Annotated in this window: 11 protein-coding genes; 7 read left to right on the forward strand and 4 right to left on the reverse strand. The window is 72.9% G+C overall.

Features of this window, described 5'->3' with window-relative positions; all coding sequences use genetic code 11:
- Positions 1-27: 27 nt before the first annotated feature.
- Both V5E28_RS04360 and V5E28_RS04365 read left to right on the forward strand, forming a co-directional pair.
- On the forward strand, positions 28-1,359 hold the full coding sequence (locus V5E28_RS04360) for an SWIM zinc finger family protein (protein WP_336205036.1): 1,332 nt from the start codon (positions 28-30) through the stop codon (positions 1,357-1,359).
- Positions 1,356-2,804 carry a hypothetical protein gene (locus tag V5E28_RS04365; RefSeq protein ID WP_336205037.1) on the forward strand — a complete coding sequence of 483 codons (1,449 nt, stop codon included), beginning with the start codon at positions 1,356-1,358 and terminating at the stop codon, positions 2,802-2,804. Before V5E28_RS04360 ends, V5E28_RS04365 begins: the two co-directional genes overlap by 4 nt.
- A gap of 48 nt (positions 2,805-2,852) precedes the next feature.
- Here V5E28_RS04365 and V5E28_RS04370 read toward each other — a convergent pair whose 3' ends face one another.
- Together V5E28_RS04370 and V5E28_RS04375 are read right to left on the reverse strand one after the other, a co-directional pair.
- The gene (locus tag V5E28_RS04370) at positions 2,853-3,968 is read right to left on the reverse strand and encodes a DUF5925 domain-containing protein (RefSeq protein WP_336205038.1); all 1,116 of its coding nucleotides are present in this window, start codon (positions 3,966-3,968) and stop codon (positions 2,853-2,855) included.
- Positions 3,969-4,017: 49 nt separating this feature from the next.
- Positions 4,018-5,628, reverse strand: a complete 1,611-nt coding sequence (locus tag V5E28_RS04375) for a serine/threonine protein kinase (protein WP_336205039.1) — start codon at positions 5,626-5,628, stop codon at positions 4,018-4,020.
- A gap of 90 nt (positions 5,629-5,718) precedes the next feature.
- Between V5E28_RS04375 and V5E28_RS04380 the strand changes: the two genes are divergently transcribed.
- The 5 genes from V5E28_RS04380 (at position 5,719) to scpA (ending at position 13,347) form a co-directional block, all read left to right on the forward strand.
- Positions 5,719-7,584: a CASTOR/POLLUX-related putative ion channel gene (locus V5E28_RS04380; RefSeq protein ID WP_442945767.1), complete on the forward strand. Its 1,866-nt coding sequence runs from the start codon at positions 5,719-5,721 to the stop codon at positions 7,582-7,584.
- A gap of 9 nt (positions 7,585-7,593) precedes the next feature.
- Positions 7,594-8,532: an S-methyl-5-thioribose-1-phosphate isomerase gene (gene mtnA / locus V5E28_RS04385; protein ID WP_336205041.1), complete on the forward strand. Its 939-nt coding sequence runs from the start codon at positions 7,594-7,596 to the stop codon at positions 8,530-8,532.
- A gap of 341 nt (positions 8,533-8,873) precedes the next feature.
- On the forward strand, positions 8,874-9,389 hold the full coding sequence (locus V5E28_RS04390; RefSeq protein ID WP_336205042.1) for a peptidoglycan-binding domain-containing protein: 516 nt from the start codon (positions 8,874-8,876) through the stop codon (positions 9,387-9,389).
- Positions 9,390-9,433: 44 nt separating this feature from the next.
- Positions 9,434-11,173, forward strand: a complete 1,740-nt coding sequence (locus V5E28_RS04395) for a methylmalonyl-CoA mutase subunit beta (RefSeq protein ID WP_336205043.1) — start codon at positions 9,434-9,436, stop codon at positions 11,171-11,173.
- Positions 11,170-13,347 (forward strand): methylmalonyl-CoA mutase, encoded by a 2,178-nt coding sequence (gene scpA / locus V5E28_RS04400; RefSeq protein WP_336205044.1) that lies wholly within the window; start codon positions 11,170-11,172, stop codon positions 13,345-13,347. Before V5E28_RS04395 ends, scpA begins: the two co-directional genes overlap by 4 nt.
- Here the strand turns inward: scpA and V5E28_RS04405 are convergent.
- Both V5E28_RS04405 and V5E28_RS04410 read right to left on the reverse strand, forming a co-directional pair.
- Positions 13,341-14,861, reverse strand: coding sequence for a serine/threonine-protein kinase (locus V5E28_RS04405; RefSeq protein ID WP_336205045.1), 1,521 nt, complete (start codon positions 14,859-14,861; stop codon positions 13,341-13,343). The two genes, scpA and V5E28_RS04405, sit on opposite strands and share 7 nt — an antisense overlap.
- Positions 14,861-16,375: a serine/threonine-protein kinase gene (locus V5E28_RS04410; protein WP_336205046.1), complete on the reverse strand. Its 1,515-nt coding sequence runs from the start codon at positions 16,373-16,375 to the stop codon at positions 14,861-14,863. The genes V5E28_RS04405 and V5E28_RS04410 overlap by 1 nt, the downstream gene beginning before the upstream one ends.
- Positions 16,376-16,490 lie beyond the last annotated feature (115 nt).

A 16,490-nucleotide genomic window follows, 5' to 3' on the forward strand; every position in this document is an offset into this window, starting at 1 on the left:
TCAGTGGTGATCACTATCGTCCGGGCCATGACTCAAGCGGTGCAGGCGTACTCCTACGCAGGGCCCTCCGTGCTCGCCGACGGCCGGCTCGGGCTGTCCACCTCCGGCGGCACGGCACTGTCGGGCCCTCAGACCCATCCCAGGTTCTTCAGCGGGCTGCTCACCCAGGCCGCTCCGGCCGCCGCGGGCCTGCTGGCCGTGGCGGACGTGGCCCTCACCCGTTATCACCAGCCCCGCCCCGGCTGGACCCGCGACCCGGTCGTCACGTGCGACGGCGGCCGGCTCAGGTTCGAGTCGTTCTCGGCCTGCGGCGGCGTCTACGCCCGGCTCGACGTGGACGCCCTCGACGGCGACGTGCTCGACCGCGGCACCACCAACGTCGACGTCAACGGCCCGCTGCGCGAGTCGCTGGCCAGGGTGGGCGGCCGGGATCCGCTGCACCTCGGCGTGGGCCCGGACGAGCTGACCGTCACCACCCTCGACGGCGCGGTCGTGGAGAAGAAGGTGCCGCTGCCCACCCGCTGGCTGCGCGGCTTCGCCGAGGTGCAGGTGATCGCGGCCGGTTTCGACCTGCGGGCCGAGCTGAAGGGGCCGCAGGCGGTGCGGTTCCTGCGGTCGCTGCCGCGCAAGGCCACCTCCACCGTGTGGGCCATGCCGTCCGGCGGCGACCTGCGCCTGGCCTCCGGGCCCGGGCGCGGCGCGGTGTGCCTGTCCGGCACCGGCCGGGTCACCACGCTGATGCCGCTGCTCAGGTTCGCCAAGGCGCTGCGCGTCTACGGCCCGGCCGCCGGCGCCGGCCACCAGGCCGGCGCGTGGGAGCTGGAGCTGCCCGGGATGCGCTACACGCTGGCCGTCTCGCCCGAGCCGTGGCGCGGCTTCTCCGGCGAGGGCGCGGTCCTGGACCACCTGGCCACCGACGAGGCGGCCGGCGACGCCGACGTGCTCGGCATGCTGCTCAACTTCGAGCCGACCGTGGAGATCGGGCTGCTCGCCGACCGGTCAGGGCTGCCGGTCGAGCGGGTACGCGCCGCGCTCACCCAGCTCGGCACCGCCGGCCGAGTCGGCTACGACCTGCGCGAGGCGTCCCACTTCCACCGGGAGCTGCCCTACGACAGGGACCAGGTGGCGCAGCTCAACCCGCGCCTCACGGCGGCACGCGCGCTCGCCGACTCCGGCGCGGTCCGGCTCGACGGCGACCACGCCCGGGTCACCACCTCCGGCGGAGTCAGGCAGGTGCGGATCGAGCAGGGCACCTGCACGTGCGAGTGGTGGTTCGACCACCGCGGGTCGCGCGGGCCGTGCAAGCACGTGCTCGCCGCCAGGATCGCCGCCCGCCTCGCCGTGGACGTGCCCGCGTGACCCCCTCCCGCGAGGCGACCGGCACGCGGATGGCCGAGGGGCCCGGCGACTTCGCCCCCGAGCGGCTGCCGCCCGCGCCGGAGCCCGCGCCGCTGCCACCGCCGATCGCCGACCCCGCCGACCTGCGGCGGCTGCCCGAGCGATCAGGCTGGCAGGAGCTGGAGCGCTGGCTGGCGGCGTTCGTGCGGTTCCACACCGAAGACCTCGAAGGGCTCCGGGTGGCGCTGAAGGACCTGGCGGACGAGCCGACAGGCCTCCATGACGAGCGCGAATGGCAGCATCCCGGCCAGTGGGCGGAGGCGATGGCCAGGCACGTCGTCACGCCCGGAGAGCGGCCCGGCGCGCCGCGACCGGCGGAGGGCCGGCTGCCCGAAGCGTCGCGGGTGTCCGCGCCGCACTGGCTCCTGCTGCGCCGCCTGGCCGAGCTCCACTCCGCCGTGCGCGGCGGGACGCCGCCGCCCGGCCTGCTGGCCACGCCCACCACCGGCACCGGCGCGCTCGACGCGGCGGAGCTGGTCGCCAGGATCGAGGCTCACGAGCGGGCGGGCGCCGAGGCGATGCCCGCCGACCTGCAACAGGCGCTGCTCCGGCTGCCTCATGAGATCGCGCCCGAAGTGGCGGCGCGCGCCGGGCGGCTGACCTCCGCGGCGGGCGTCACGGTGGCGGGCTGGATGAGCCGCCGGCCGCGCCCGCGGACCCGCGTCGGCTGGTCCCACGGCTCGCGCCTGTATCTCGACGACCGGGAGCCGGGCGCCCCGCACGAGCCCTCCCTCATCCCCGGGATCCGGATCGAGCCCACCGGGCTGGAGCTCGTCGACCGCCTGCTGTCCGACCCGCGGCCGTCACGCTGGCAGGGCGACGGCGACGACCCGGGCGGCTGGCCCGCGATGATGCCGCACGACCGCGAGGCCGTCGCGTCGCACTACCTGCCCCACCTGCTCTGCCGGTGGCACGGGTCGCACGTCCGGATCGCCCACGTCGAGGCCCTGTCACTCGCGGACGGGCCGGCCGGCGAGGGCGTCGCGCTGCTGGTGGCCCACTTCCTGCTGCACCGCGAGTGGCGGCCCGACGACGGGGTGCCGCTGCTCCTCGGCCTGGCCGCCAGGGGCGACCTGCCGGCCGCCGAGGTCGGGCGCCAGCTGGCGCTGCTCCTGAGGCGGACCTGGTTCAAGCCGGTCACGATGCGCGAAACGCTGGAGACCGCGGCCGTCCGGGGCGGTCACGAGCACGTGTGGCGGATCCTGACCGGCTTCCTGCCGGTCTACCTGCCGGGGCCGGGGGAGCGGGCGCACACGGCGCACACCCAGGCGCTGGCGTTCGCCTGCCGGATCGCCCGGTGGAGCGGGGCCAGGGGCGCGCTGCCGTGCGTGGCGGAGATCGCCGGACGCGACGGCACCAGCGGCTTCGTCCGTGAGGCCCGCCGCCTGCACGCGCTGCTGGCCTGAGGACCTCCTGCCCGGGGGAGCGCGGGGGCGCCCCCGGGCAGGGAACCACTACAGATAGAGCCCCGTGTTCTCGCCGCTGGACGACGCCGGGGTGACCGCGCGGCCCGAGCGCAGGGCGTACAGCTCGGCCAGGGTCGCGCCCGAAGGGCCGACACCGTCGGCGGAGCCGAGCCAGGAGACCGCCTCCTCCCTGGTCAGCGCGCTGACTTCAAGCTGTGCCAGGCAGCGGCCCGGGCGCACGACGGCGGGGTGCAGGCGGGCCAGGTCCTCGTTCGTGGTGATCGCCACCATCACGTCGCGGCCCTGGCCGAGCAGGCCGTCCGTCAGGTTCAGCAGGCGCGACAGGCCCTGCCCCGTCTGGGACTTCGCCGACGAGCTGATCAGCTCGTCGCAGTCCTCCAGCACGAGCAGCCGCCAGCGCTGCTTGTCGTCCTCGTCGTTGTCGTAGCCCACCGCCACCTCCATCAGGTAGCCGGGCTCGTCGAACAGGCGCTCAGGGTCGAGCACGCAGTCGACCTGGCACCAGTCCTGCCACTGCTTGGCCAGCGTGCGCAACACCGTCGTCTTGCCGGTGCCGGGAGGACCGTGCAGCAGGATGAGGCGGCCGTTCACATCGGCCGGGGTGACGGCCATCAGGTCGTCGAGCGAGCCGCGCACGCTCGCGGAGTAGTTGCCGCTGATGTTGGGCCAGGGCTGCGCGGTGATCGGCTTCTCCGACCGGGTGCCGCCGTGCGAGCCACGCCACCAGAAGCCCATGTCGACGTGGTCGGTCTCCGGATCCGGCTCCTCCGCCCCCTCCAGGCTCTCCTTGAGCACCGAGCGGGCCAGCTCCTCGCTGATCGCCGTGACGCTGACCGTCGCCGCGCGGTTGCGGTGCCGGATGACGCGCAGGGTCCAGCCGTCGCCGCAGATCAGCCGCGACTCCGAGCCGTCCTCGATCTGCGCGGTCCGCACGACGCGGCCGTGCGCGGGACGCAGCGGCGCCTCCGGGCGGACCCGCTCCAGGCTGGCGAGGCGGGACCAGGGCTGCACGCCGGTGGCGAACGGCGACAGCGCCAGCGCGTCGATGACGTCGATGGCGGAGTCGGAGTCGTCGATCCAGATGTTCATCGGGAGCTCGGCGGACTCCTGGCCGGGGAACGGCACCTCCCTAATCACAGACATTCTCCAATGATCACAGTTGGCTGGGCATGGTGTCGAAGGATTTGCGGGATCAGCCTGACTTGGTCAGCTCTCCTTCGCTGGTCCCGCCGAACATGGTCAGCTCGTACTCGGCCCGGCCCTCGTCCTTGCGCTCGAGGGAGACCCGGATGCCTCCCGCGCTGTCGAGGACGGCACACAGGCCGCCGAGGCCGGTCAGGTCGAAGGACAGCGTGGAGCCGCTCACCCTGGTCAGCGTAAGCGTGCCCTTCGAGCAGCCGGGGTCCTCACCGGGGGATTCCCACACGCCCGTGCCCGCGCCCTGCCGCAGAGTGATCGTCACGGCCTCGTCCTTGAACTCCTTGTCCATCATCTTGCCGTCAGCCTTGCCCGACCAGGTGCCGGCGAACGCCGCCGGGACCTTGAGCCCGCCCGCGGCCGCGCTCTCCTTCGAGGTCGGCACCTGCGCCGGGCTGGTCTCGGGGCTGGTCTCGGGGCTGGTCTCCGGGCTGGTCTCCGTGGCGGGCGTCTGCGGAGGAGAGGACGCCGTGCCCGTGCCCGTGCCCGCGCCTGTGGTCGGCGTGGGAGGGGCCGTGGTGGATCGCGTGGACAGGAGGGAGGGGGTGCCGTTCAGCCAGAGCAGGGCGCCGCCGCCCACCAACAGCACCACCACCACGGCCAGCGAGCCGATCAGCACGCCACGGGAACGCCGCCGCGGCACGCCCGTGGTGTGCGCCGGGCCCGGCGGGCCGGTGTGGTGGGCGTCGCCGGAAGCCGTTCCCGGATGCGGCACGCCGCCGGGAGTGGAGAGCCCCGAGGGCTGGGAGGAGGCGCCGTTCGGGCCGGTGGGCCGCGGAGGGCCTCCTGCGGGTGAGGACCCCGCCCGGGGCGGGGTGTTCGGGCCGACCAGGATGCCCATCAGGTCCCTGGCCGTGGGGCGGCGTGAGGGGTCCTTGGTCAGGCAGTCGGCCAGCACCGCGCGCAGCCGCGGCGGCATCGGCGACAGGTCGGGATCGGAGTGGAGCACCCGGTGCAGCACCGCGGGGACCGTGTCCGCGCCGAACGGGCTGATCCCCGTCGCCGCGAACACCATCGTCGCCGCCCACGCGAACACGTCCGAGGCCGGAGAGGCGGGCGTCCCGCTGATCTGCTCGGGAGACAGGTAGGCCGGCGTGCCGATCAGCCCGGAGGTCATCGTCGCCGCTCCCTCGGCCCTGGCGATGCCGAAGTCCACCACGCGCGGGCCGTCGGGCCCGAGCAGCACGTTTCCGGGCTTGAAGTCGCGGTGCACGATCCCCGCCGCGTGGATGGCCGCCAGCGCCGTGGCGGTGCCGACCATCACCCGCTCCAGCTCGCCGCCCGCCAGCGGGCCGCGGTCGCGCACCCGGTGGGCCAGCGAAGGACCGTCGATGAACTCGCTGATCACGTACGGGCGCGGCCCGTCGGTCGAGGCGTGCAGCACCCGCGCCGTACAGAAGGACGCGATGCTCTCCAGCGCTTCGAGCTCCCGCGCCAGCCGGGCACGGGTCTCGCGGTCGCCGGTGCTCAGCAGCTTGATCGCGACCGGCTCGCCGGCCTGCGTGTGCGCGAGGTAGACCACGCCCTGCCCGCCCTCGCCGAGACGTCCGGCCAGGCGGTGGCCGCCCAGCGCGGCCGGGTCGTCCGGTGTCAGAGGGGTCACCATGGCGGCTACGTTATCGGTCTTCATGCGGCGGGACAGATAGGTCGATACCTTGTCTAGTTGATCAAATTGCTTCATTTTGGAGGTATCGGGGTGGCTGGGGTTACGTTCCGCGAGCGCATGCGGTACTGGTTCGACAACACGATGTCCCGAGGGACCACCTCTCTGGTCGGCTGGCTGGCCGTCGTGTCGGTGGGGCTCATCGTGGTGGTCGCCGGGCTCACGCTCTGGCTCGCTCCCGGCGAGCCGGAGGGGACCGGCGGGCCGGGGCACGTGCTCTGGGTCACGCTCATGCACGCGCTCTCCCCCGGCAAGGTCGCCAGCGACGACGGCTCCGCGGCCTACCTGGGGGTGATGCTCGCCGGGTCGCTCGGCGGCCTCTTCGTCGTCAGCATGCTCGTCGGCCTGCTGTCCAACGGGCTGAAGGAGAAGGTCGACCGGCTGCGCAGAGGGCGATCCCAGATTGCCGAGACCGGTCACACGGTGGTGCTGGGCTGGTCCGACCAGGTGTTCACGATCGTGGCCGAGCTGGCGAAGGCGCACGCCAGCCAGTCCAGAGCGGTGGTCGCCGTGCTGGCGGAGCGCGACAAACTCGCCATGGAGGAGGAGATCCGCGAGCACGTCGGCGACCTGGGCAGGACCCGCCTGGTCTGCCGCACCGGGTCGGCCACACAGCCGCACGACCTCGCGCTCCTGAACCTCGCAGCCGCCAGGTCCATCGTCGTGCTGTCGCCCGAGGGCGAGGATCCCGACGCGCACGTCATCAAGATCCTCCTCGCGCTGGCCAAGCGCGACGGCGTGCACCCGCCGGTGGTGGCGGCCATCGCCGCCACCCGCAACCTCGCCGCCGCCCGCCTGGCCGGGGGCGCGGACGTGCACCTGGTCGACTCCGACGAGACCGCCTCCAAACTCATCGTGCAGTCCTCCCGGCAGTCGGGCATGTCCGTGGTCTGCATGGACCTGCTGAACTTCGACGACGACGAGATCTACCTGCGCGCCGGCGCCGAGGTGGCCGGGCACACCTACGGCGAGGCGCTGCACGCCTACGAGACCGCCACTGTCATCGGCCTGCGCAGGCCGTCGGGCGTCGTGCTCAACCCGCCCATGGACACCACCGTCACCGGCGACGACCAGGTCATCGTCATCGCCCACGACGACTCGCGGATCCACCTCGCCGAGAAGGCCGCCGCCGTGGACGAGGACGCGATCGCCGCCGCGACGGTCGCCGGCCCCATGCCGGAGCGCACGCTGCTGCTCAACTGGAACAGCCGGGCCGCCCAGATCGTCCGCTACCTGGACGGCTACGTCGCCCCCGGCTCGGTGCTGGAGATCGCCGCCGACCACCCCAAGGCCGGGACCGGCCTCGACGGCCTGCGTCACCTCACCGTCAACGTCAAGGACTGCGACACCACCGACAGGTACGCGCTCGAAGCGCTCGGCATCGGCCTCTACCAGCACGTCATCGTGCTGTCAGACGACCGGTTCACGCCGCACCACGCCGACACCCGCACGCTCATGACGCTGCTGCAACTGCGCGACATGCAGAGCGTCCTGGGCGAGCACTACTCGATCGTCAGCGAGATGCACGACGAGAACAACCGCGCCCTGGCCGAGGTCACCGAGGCCGACGACATCGTCATCAGCGACACCGTGATCGGCCTGCTGCTCGCCCAGCTCGCCACGAACCGGCACCTGGAGGACGTCTTCCGCGTCCTCTTCGACTCCCGCGGCTCGGAGATCTATCCCCGCCCCGCCGCCTCCTACGTCATCACGGGCACGCCGATCGCCTTCTCCACGGTCGTCGAGGCCGCCCGGCGCAGGGGCGAGACCGCGATCGGCTACCGCGACGCCTCCGGCCTCAACACGCCACCGCACTACGGCATCGTGCTCAACCCCTCGAAGAGGGAGCCGCTCACCCTGACCGAGCGGGACTCCGTCATCGTGCTCGCCGAGGGATAGCGTTCGGTCGTGAGGACCATCGACTGGGTGGACGGCGCCGTCGAGCTCGTCGACCAGACCAGATTGCCCGGCGAGTGCGTGATGCTGCGCCTGCACACCGTGGACGAGCTCGTCGACGCTATCCGGCGGCTGGCCGTGCGCGGCGCGCCCGCGCTGGGCGTGGCCGGAGCGCTCGGCGTGGTGCTCGCGGGGGACGACCGCGACGCCATCGCCAGGTTGCGGGCCGCCAGGCCGACCGCCGTCAACCTGGCCTGGGGCGTCGACCAGGCCGCCGCTTGCCTCGGCGAGGGCCCCCGGGCCGTGCTGGAGGCGGCGCTGCGGATCAGGGACGACGACATCGCCGCCTGCCATGCCATGGGCGAGCGCGGCGCGGACCTGCTCCAGGGCGACCGGCTGCGGATCATGACCGTGTGCAACACCGGCGGGCTCGCCGCCGTCGAGCGGGGCACCGCGCTCGGCGTCGTGCAGACGCTGCACGAGCGCGGGCGGCTGGCCGAGGTGCTGGCGCTCGAGACCCGCCCGCTCCTGCAGGGGGCCAGGCTCACCACCTGGGAGCTCGCCAGGATGGGGGCGCCGCACCGGCTCATCACCGACTCCGCGGGCCCGTACCTGCTGTCCAGGGGAGGTGTGGACGCGGTGCTCATCGGCGCGGACCGGATCGCCGCCAACGGCGACACCGCCAACAAGATCGGCTCGTACGCGCTCGCGCTCGGCGCCCGGCGGGCCGGGGTGCCGTTCATCGTGGTCGCGCCGGAGACCACGATCGACCCGGCGACCCCGTCGGGCGAGGACATCGAGATCGAGGACAGGGGAGCCGACGAGGTCGTCGCCTTCGCGGGCACGAGAGTGGCTCCTGAAGGCACGAAGGCGGCCAATCCGGCGTTCGACGTGACACCACACGATCTGATCACCGCCATCGTGACGGACAAGCGCATCATCCGGCCGTAGACCAAAAAAGCCTGATCTCCGGACCTGTCCGCGCATCCCGCGTTACGCTCGGTTGTCATAATCCCGACGTTGCGGAGCACAGTATGGCCATTGACCTTGTGATAAGGCGCGATTGGGATGCGCGGTCACCGCGTGGCGACTACACACAGCTCGATTCCACCAAAGGGGTGAAAATCCACTACACCGGCGGGAGGGTGGATCCGGGCATCGTCGCCGACCATGCCGGGTGCGTCAAACTTGTGCAATCCATTCAGGGCCATCACATGAACGGCAATGGCTGGATCGATATTGGCTATTCATTTGTGGCATGTCCGCATAAGAAGGTCTTCGAGGGGCGGGGGTTGCACCACTTACCTGCCGCCAACGGGTCCGGGCTCAACGCCGGGCACTACGCCGTGCTCGGCCTGGTCGGCAACTCCGGCCTGGTGCAGCCGCCCGACCCGATGCTGCACGCCATCCTCGACGCCGTCGACCACGTACGCGCCAACGGGCGCGCCGGCAAGGAGATCAAGGGGCATCGGGACGGGTTCTCGACCGACTGCCCCGGCGAGCCGCTGTACTCGTGGCTCAGGCGGGGAGCGCCCCGCCCTGGCACCGACGGCGGTGACGACACGCCGCCGTCGGTGCCGCCGTTCCCCGGCCGGCTGCTGAAATACCCGCCCGTGATGCGCGGCGAGGACGTGCGCACCTGGCAGACGCAGATGGCCGCCCGCGGATGGGAGATCGACGCCGACGGCGCCTACGGCAGCCGATCGCGTGAGGTGTGCCGCGACTTCCAGCGCGAGCGGGGCGTCGACGACGACGGCGTCGTGGGACCGGTCACCTGGCGACTCGCATGGGAGGCTCCCGCCCGGTAGACCCCTGTTCATACGACTGTCCCGGTTGCGCTTAATATCCGAACATGAAGCTGGCAGCGGGATTTCCCTCCACCACCCGTGACGACTGGCGGCGGCTGGCGCTCGCGGTGCTGCGCAAGTCCGGGGTCGAGGCCGCCACGCCGGAAGAGGCGCTGGCCAGCGTGACCTACGACGGGGTGACCGTCCAGCCGCTCTACGATGCCGGCGACCTGCCTCAGTCCGCCCGGCGGGAGACGCGCACCGCCACCGGGTGGGACGTCCGGCAACGGCACGCCGTGGCGGACCCCGAGGCGGTGCTGGCCGACCTGGAGAACGGGGTCACCTCGCTCTGGCTGGTGGCCGGAGACGGCGCGATCCCGGTCGAGGAACTGCCCGGGGTCCTGAAGGACGTCTACCTCGACCTCGTGCCGATCACGCTGGAGGCCGGCGCCCGGACCGCGGAGGCCGCCGGCGCCCTGCTCGCCCTGGCCGCCGCCCAGGGCGTCACGCCGAGCGGCAACCTCGGCGCTCCCGCCGGAGAGCCGGTGGCGGCCGAGCTCGCCGCCCGGTGCGTGGCCGAGTTCCCGCAACTGCGGGCCGTCACCGTCGACGCCACCCCCTACCACGACGCGGGCGGCGGCGACGCCGAGGAGCTGGGGTGCTCGATCGCCCTCGGGGTCGCCGGGCTGCGCACGCTCACCGGCGGCGGGCTCACGGCCGAGCAGGCGTTCGGCCAGCTCGACTTCCGCTACGCGGCCACCGACGACCAGTTCGCCACCGTCGCCAAGCTGCGTGCCGCCAGGAAGCTGTGGGCCAGGGTGGCCGAGGTGTGCGGCGTCCGGAGCCCGCAGCGCCAGCACGTGGTGACCAGCTCGGCCATGATGACCGCCCGCGACCCGTGGGTGAACATGCTCCGCACCACCCTGGCCTGCTTCGCCGCCGGGGTGGGCGGCGCCGACGCGGTCACCGTCCAGCCGTTCGACGCCGCGCTGCGGACGCCGGACGCGTTCTCCCGGCGGATCGCCCGCAACACGCAGTCGCTGCTGCTGGAGGAGGCGGGCGCCGGCCGGGTGATCGACCCCGCGGGCGGCTCCTGGTACGTCGAGCGGCGCACGGCCGACCTGGCGGAGCGTGCCTGGGCGTGGTTCCAGGAAATCGAGGCGGCGGGCGGCGTCGAGGCGGCCGCCGAGCTGGTGTCCGCCCGCGTGGCCGCCACTCGGGCCCGCCGCGCCGACGACATCGCCCACCGCCGCCTGCCCATCACCGGCGTCAGCGAGTTCCCCGACATCGACGAGAAGCCCCTGCGCGTCCAGCCCGCGGCGGCGGGGCAGGACGCCGTCGGCGCCGTCGTCGACCCGGCGACCTTCCCCGGTGGGCCGGGGATCCGCTACGCGCGGGAGTTCGAGGAGCTGCGCGACCTCGCCGACGCGCAGCCCGAGCGGCCCAAGGTGTTCCTGGCCACGATCGGCCCGGTCGCCGCGCACACCGCCCGGGCCGCGTTCGCCGCGAACCTGTTCCAGGCGGGCGGGCTCGCCACCGAGACCGCCGGGCCCGGCACCGACCCCGAGCAGATCGCCACCGCCTTCGCCATCAGCGGCGCGGCCGTCGCCTGCCTGTGCTCCAGCGACAGGCTGTACGGCGAGCACGCGCAGGCGGTGGCCGCCGCGCTGAAACGGTCCGGGGCGCGCAGGGTCTGGCTGGCGGGGAAGGGAACCTATGAGAGCGTCGACGGCTGTCTGTTCGCCGGCTGCGACGCGCTCGACGTACTCCGCACGACCTTCCGCGACCTGGAGGTGACGCGATGATCCCCGACTTCTCCGGCATCCCGCTCGACGACGATGCCCGGACGGGCGCGGCGCCGCCCGCGAGCGACCAGGACGCCGCCGGCGCCGCGGCGCGGGACGGGCAGGTGTGGGAGACGCCCGAAGGGATCGCGGTCCAGCCGCTCTACACCGGCCGGGATCTGCGAGGGCTGGACTTCCTCGAGACCTACCCCGGCGCCGCCCCCTACCTGCGGGGCCCGTACCCCACCATGTACGTGAACCAGCCGTGGACCATCCGCCAGTACGCGGGCTTCTCCACGGCCGAGGACTCCAACGCCTTCTACCGGCGCAACCTGGCGGCCGGGCAGAAGGGGCTGTCGGTGGCCTTCGACCTGGCGACGCACCGGGGCTACGACTCCGACCACCCCCGGGTCGCGGGCGACGTCGGCATGGCCGGGGTGGCGATCGACTCCATCTACGACATGCGGCAGCTGTTCGACGGGATCCCGCTGGACCGGATGTCGGTGTCGATGACCATGAACGGGGCGGTGCTCCCGGTCCTGGCTCTCTACATCGTCGCGGCCGAGGAGCAGGGGGTGGCGCCCGAGCAGCTCGCCGGGACCATCCAGAACGACATCCTCAAAGAATTCATGGTACGGAACACGTACATCTATCCGCCGACGCCGTCCATGCGGATAATTTCGGATATTTTCGCTTATGCGAGTGAAAAAATGCCGAAATTCAACTCTATTAGCATTTCTGGGTACCATATTCAGGAGGCCGGAGCCACCTGCGACCTGGAGCTCGCCTACACCCTCGCCGACGGGGTCGAATATCTGCGGGCGGGCATCGCGGCCGGAATGGACGTGGACCGGTTCGCGCCGCGGCTCTCCTTCTTCTGGTGCATCGGCATGAATTTCTTCATGGAGGTCGCCAAGCTGAGGGCCGCCCGGCTGCTGTGGGCCAAGCTGGTGTCCGGGTTCGAGGCGAAGAATCCGAAGTCGCTGAGCCTGCGGACCCACTGCCAGACCTCGGGCTGGTCGCTCACCGCCCAGGACGTGTTCAACAACGTCGCCCGCACCTGTGTCGAGGCCATGGCCGCCACCCAGGGGCACACCCAGTCGCTGCACACCAACGCCCTGGACGAGGCGCTCGCGCTGCCGACCGACTTCTCCGCCCGCATCGCCCGCAACACCCAGCTCCTGCTGCAGCAGGAGTCCGGCACCACCCAGGTGATCGACCCGTGGGGCGGCTCCTACTACGTCGAACGCCTCACCCACGACCTGGCCGAACGCGCCTGGGCGCACATCCAGGAGGTCGAGGAGGCGGGCGGCATGGCCAAGGCCATCGAGGCGGGCCTGCCCAAGCTCCGCATCGAGGAGGCCGCGGCCCGCACCCAGGCCCGCATCGACTCGGGCCGCCAGCCGGTCATCGGCGTCAACAAGTACCTCCCGGACGCCGACGAGCCCATCGAGGTGCTCAAGGTCGACAACAGCGCGGTGCGCGCCCAGCAGCTCGACAAGCTGCGCAGGCTGAGGGCCGAGCGCGACGAGGACGCCGTCGGCCGGGCGCTGGACGCGCTCACCAAGGCCGCCGACGACCCCTCACCCGGCCTGGACGGCAACCTGCTCAAGCTGTCCGTCGACGCCGCCCGCGCCAAGGCCACCGTGGGCGAGATCTCCACCGCGCTGGAGCGGGTGTTCGGCCGCCACGCCGAGCCGGTCCGTACCATTTCGGGGGTGTACCGCGACGAGGCCGGACCGGCCGGCGACATCGAGCGGGCGCGCCAGGCGTGCGCGGACTTCGAGCGCGCCGAGGGCCGCCGCCCGCGCATCCTGGTCGCCAAGATGGGCCAGGACGGCCACGACCGGGGACAGAAGGTGATCGCCACCGCCTTCGCCGACCTGGGCTTCGACGTGGACGTCGGCCCGCTGTTCCAGACTCCGGAGGAGGTGGCCAGGCAGGCGGTCGAGGCCGACGTGCACATCGTCGGCGTCTCCACGCTGGCCGCCGGTCACCTCACGCTGGTGCCGGCGCTCAAGCGGGCGCTCGCCGACCTGGACGCAGCGGAGGTGATGATCGTGGTGGGCGGCGTCATCCCGCCGGACGACTTCGCCGAGCTGCGCGCCGCCGGAGCCGCCGCGATCTTCCCGCCGGGCACGGTGATCGCCACCGCCGCCCTGGAGCTGCTGGCCGAGCTGCGGGCCCGTCAGTAGTAGTCGTCGCAGATGGTGAACGTGACCTTGCGCTCGACCCGCTGCGGCGACTCGAACCTGAGGATCACGGTGTTGCCGCCCGGCTTGTCGAGTGTGCCGTAGGAGTTCTGCAGCATCCTCTTCTCGGTGCTGAGATAGGTGGTGCTGCGCCCCTGGTCCTGGCCGTTCACGATCCACCTGTAGGTCGCCTTGGCGCCCTCGGTGCCGGCGATCATGGCGTAGACCTCGTTGAGGCGGGGATAGCAGCCGCTCGCCTTCTTCGGCCGATGGACGGTCAACGTCGCGGAGGTGATCCTGCCGCCGGAAGCCTTGGTGACGGTCGGCCGGGCTTTCGTCGTGGCGGGTTTCGACGTGCCGGCTTCCGTCGTGGCCGTCGTGGGAGGCGCCGACGTTCTGGTGGTGGTCGGCGTCCTGGTGGGGGTCGGCTTGGCGGAGCGCTTCGGCGCCGGGCTCGTCCCGGGGGTGGCCTTCTTCGTTCCGGTGGGCGTGCCGCCCGCGACGGTCCGCGACGGCGGTCCCGCGGCCAGGTCGTCCGGCTCCGCGCCGGCCACCATGGGCGGGAGCCAGAACACGGCTGAGGCGAGCGCCGCGACGGACACCGCCGCGGCGGCGCCCGCCAGCAGCAGGTTCCGCCGCTTCCGGCCGGGGACCGCGCCGCCGTGTCCAGGCCCGGGTGCCCGTCCCCGCCTGCCGCTCACCGTGCCGTCCGCCGCGCCTGCCGGCAGCGGCGCGGCGGGGCCGCCGATGAGCCGCAGGAGCACGTCCTGCATCGCCGGGCGGCGGGCCGGGTCCTTGGCCAGGCAGGCGTACACGATCGCGCGCAGCGGCTCCGGCAGGTCCCCCAGGTACGGCTCGCCGTTCAGGATGCGGCTGATCACGGCGGGCAGCGAGTCGTTGCCGAACGGCGGCGTGCCCGTCGAGGCGAACACCATGACCGAGCCCCAGGCGAACACGTCCACCGCCGGCCCGAGCGCGGCCCCCGCGAGCTGCTCGGGCGACATGTAGGCGGGCGTGCCGACGATGCTGCTGGTCACCGTCAGGGAGGCGTCGGTGGCGCGGGCGATGCCGAAGTCGATCACGCGCGGCCCGTCGTGGCCGAGCAGCACGTTGGCGGGCTTGAAGTCGCGGTGCACGACGCCGGCCCGGTGGATCGCGGCCAGCGCCGTGGCGGTGGCGACCGCCAGCCGCTGCAGGTCGGCGCCGGTGTGCCGGCCGGCCTGGTGGAGCGACGGCCCGTCCACGTACTCCGTCACGATGTACGGGCGCCCGCCCAGCGAGGCGTCGAGCACCTGGGCGATGCAGAACGGCTCCACCCGCCGCGCGGCCGCGATCTCCTTGGCGAACCTGCCGTCACCGGCCAGCCCGTCCTGCAGCACCTTGACGGCGACCGGCGTGCCGTCGCCCGCCTGCGCGAGGTAGACGACGCCCTGGCCGCCCTCGCCCAGCCGCCCGATGATCCGGTACGGTCCCACGGCCGCCGGATCGTCGGGGCGCAGCGGGGCGGCGCGGGGCATCAGTACGTCTCCCGCTCGCAGAACACCATGGAGACGGACCGCTGCGCGGACACGGGCGAGGTGATGCGGAGGGTGGCGACATGCCTGCCGCCGTCGGCCTGCAGCTCGTGCGGGGGCCGGACCTGTTCGGTGTCGTTGACGATGAGGGCGGATCCGCTGTCCACGCTCTTGCCGTCGAAGTACCACGTGTAGCGGAACGGCACGGTCGCCGAGCCGGTGCGCTCCACCACGGCGTGCACCGCGACGCTCCCGCCGGCGTAGCAGCCGGGATCGACGTGCCAGCTGCCGACCGTGCGCACGTACAGCAGCCTGAGGCCCCCGGATGGGCGGGTCGTGGCGGGGCGCGGGGTCGTGGCGGTGGCGCGCGGAGTGGTGGCGTCACCGGTCGGACGGCCGGTGGTACCGGTGGAGCCGGTGGAACCGGTGGTGGGTCTCTGGCCCGTTGGTCTGGGCTTGCGGGTCCGATTGGGCGGTGGCGTGGCGGTCGCGGCCGGAGTCGTGCCCGTCGTGACGACGGCCAGGTTCGTGGCCTTCGGCGTGGGCGTCGACGGCGTCAGCCAGACGATCGTGCCCGCCAGCGCGAGCGCCGTCACGCCGGACACCGCCGCGATCACCGCCGTCCTGCCGCGCCGCCGCCCCTGGGACGGCCGTGTCGCCGGGCCGCCGCCACCCTGCGCGAACGGACCCGGTCCGGCCGCGGCCGAGGCGGCTTCGTGCTGCGACGCCGGCGCGTGCTGGCCGCCGAGGAGCCGGAGCAGCACGTCCTGCATCGTGGGACGGTGAGCCTGGTCCTTGGCCAGGCACGCGAGCACCACGTCGCGCAGCGGCCGCGGCAGCTCGCCGAGCTGCGGCTCGTTGTGCAGGATGCGGTTGATCACCGCGGGCAGCGAGTCGTCGCCGAACGGCGGCACTCCCGACGCCGCGAACACGATCACCGAAGCCCACGCGAACACGTCCGACGGCGGCCCCACCCGCTGCCCGGCGAGCTGCTCCGGCGCCATGTAGGCGGGGGTGCCGACGATGCTGCTGGTGGCGGAGACGCCGGAGTCGAGCGCGCGGGCGATGCCGAAGTCGATGACGCGCGGCCCACCGGGCCCGAGCAGCACGTTGGCCGGTTTGAAGTCCCGGTGCACGACGCCCGCCTGGTGGATCGCGGCCAGCGCGGTGGCCGTCGCGACCGCCAGCCGCTGCAGCTCGGTCCCTGTGTGCCGGCCGGCCTGCTGGAGCGACGGCCCGTCCACGTACTCGGTGACGATGTACGGCCTGCCGCCGGTGGAGGCGTCGAGGACCTGGGCGATGCAGAACGGCTCCACCCGCCGCGCGGCGGCGATCTCCTGGGCGAAGCGGTCGTCGCCGGTCAGGCCGTCGCGCAGCACCTTGATCGCGACCGGCGCGCCGTTGCGGGCCTGCCCGAGGTAGACGACGCCCTGGCCGCCCGCGCCCAGCCGTCCCACCAGGCGGTACGGTCCCACCGCCGCCGGGTCACCCTCGCGTAGGGGTTCGACATGGGGCATGAGGGGAGTGACTCCTGTGACGGATGAGATCGAATCCGTAGCACCATAGCGGCAAATTTCGGCATTCGTCGGGAGTTAGGCTCATGGAACTCTAGAAACAGGATCGGAGCAGGCG

Origin of the sequence: Nonomuraea sp. LPB2021202275-12-8 (assembly GCF_037044575.1) — a bacterium.
Taxonomy (GTDB): Bacteria; Actinomycetota; Actinomycetes; order Streptosporangiales; family Streptosporangiaceae; genus Nonomuraea.

Excerpts from the sequence above, each read along its gene's own strand:
- V5E28_RS04375 (WP_336205039.1), bottom strand. The coding sequence starts at position 5,628 with ATGGTGACCCCTCTGACACCGGACGACCCGGCCGCGCTGGGCGGCCAC.
- V5E28_RS04370 (WP_336205038.1), bottom strand. The coding sequence starts at position 3,968 with ATGTCTGTGATTAGGGAGGTGCCGTTCCCCGGCCAGGAGTCCGCCGAG.
- V5E28_RS04395 (WP_336205043.1), top strand. The coding sequence starts at position 9,434 with ATGAAGCTGGCAGCGGGATTTCCCTCCACCACCCGTGACGACTGGCGG.
- V5E28_RS04405 (WP_336205045.1), bottom strand. The coding sequence starts at position 14,861 with ATGCCCCGCGCCGCCCCGCTGCGCCCCGACGATCCGGCGGCCGTGGGA.
- V5E28_RS04410 (WP_336205046.1), bottom strand. The coding sequence starts at position 16,375 with ATGCCCCATGTCGAACCCCTACGCGAGGGTGACCCGGCGGCGGTGGGA.
- scpA (WP_336205044.1), top strand. The coding sequence starts at position 11,170 with ATGATCCCCGACTTCTCCGGCATCCCGCTCGACGACGATGCCCGGACG.
- V5E28_RS04360 (WP_336205036.1), top strand. The coding sequence starts at position 28 with ATGACTCAAGCGGTGCAGGCGTACTCCTACGCAGGGCCCTCCGTGCTC.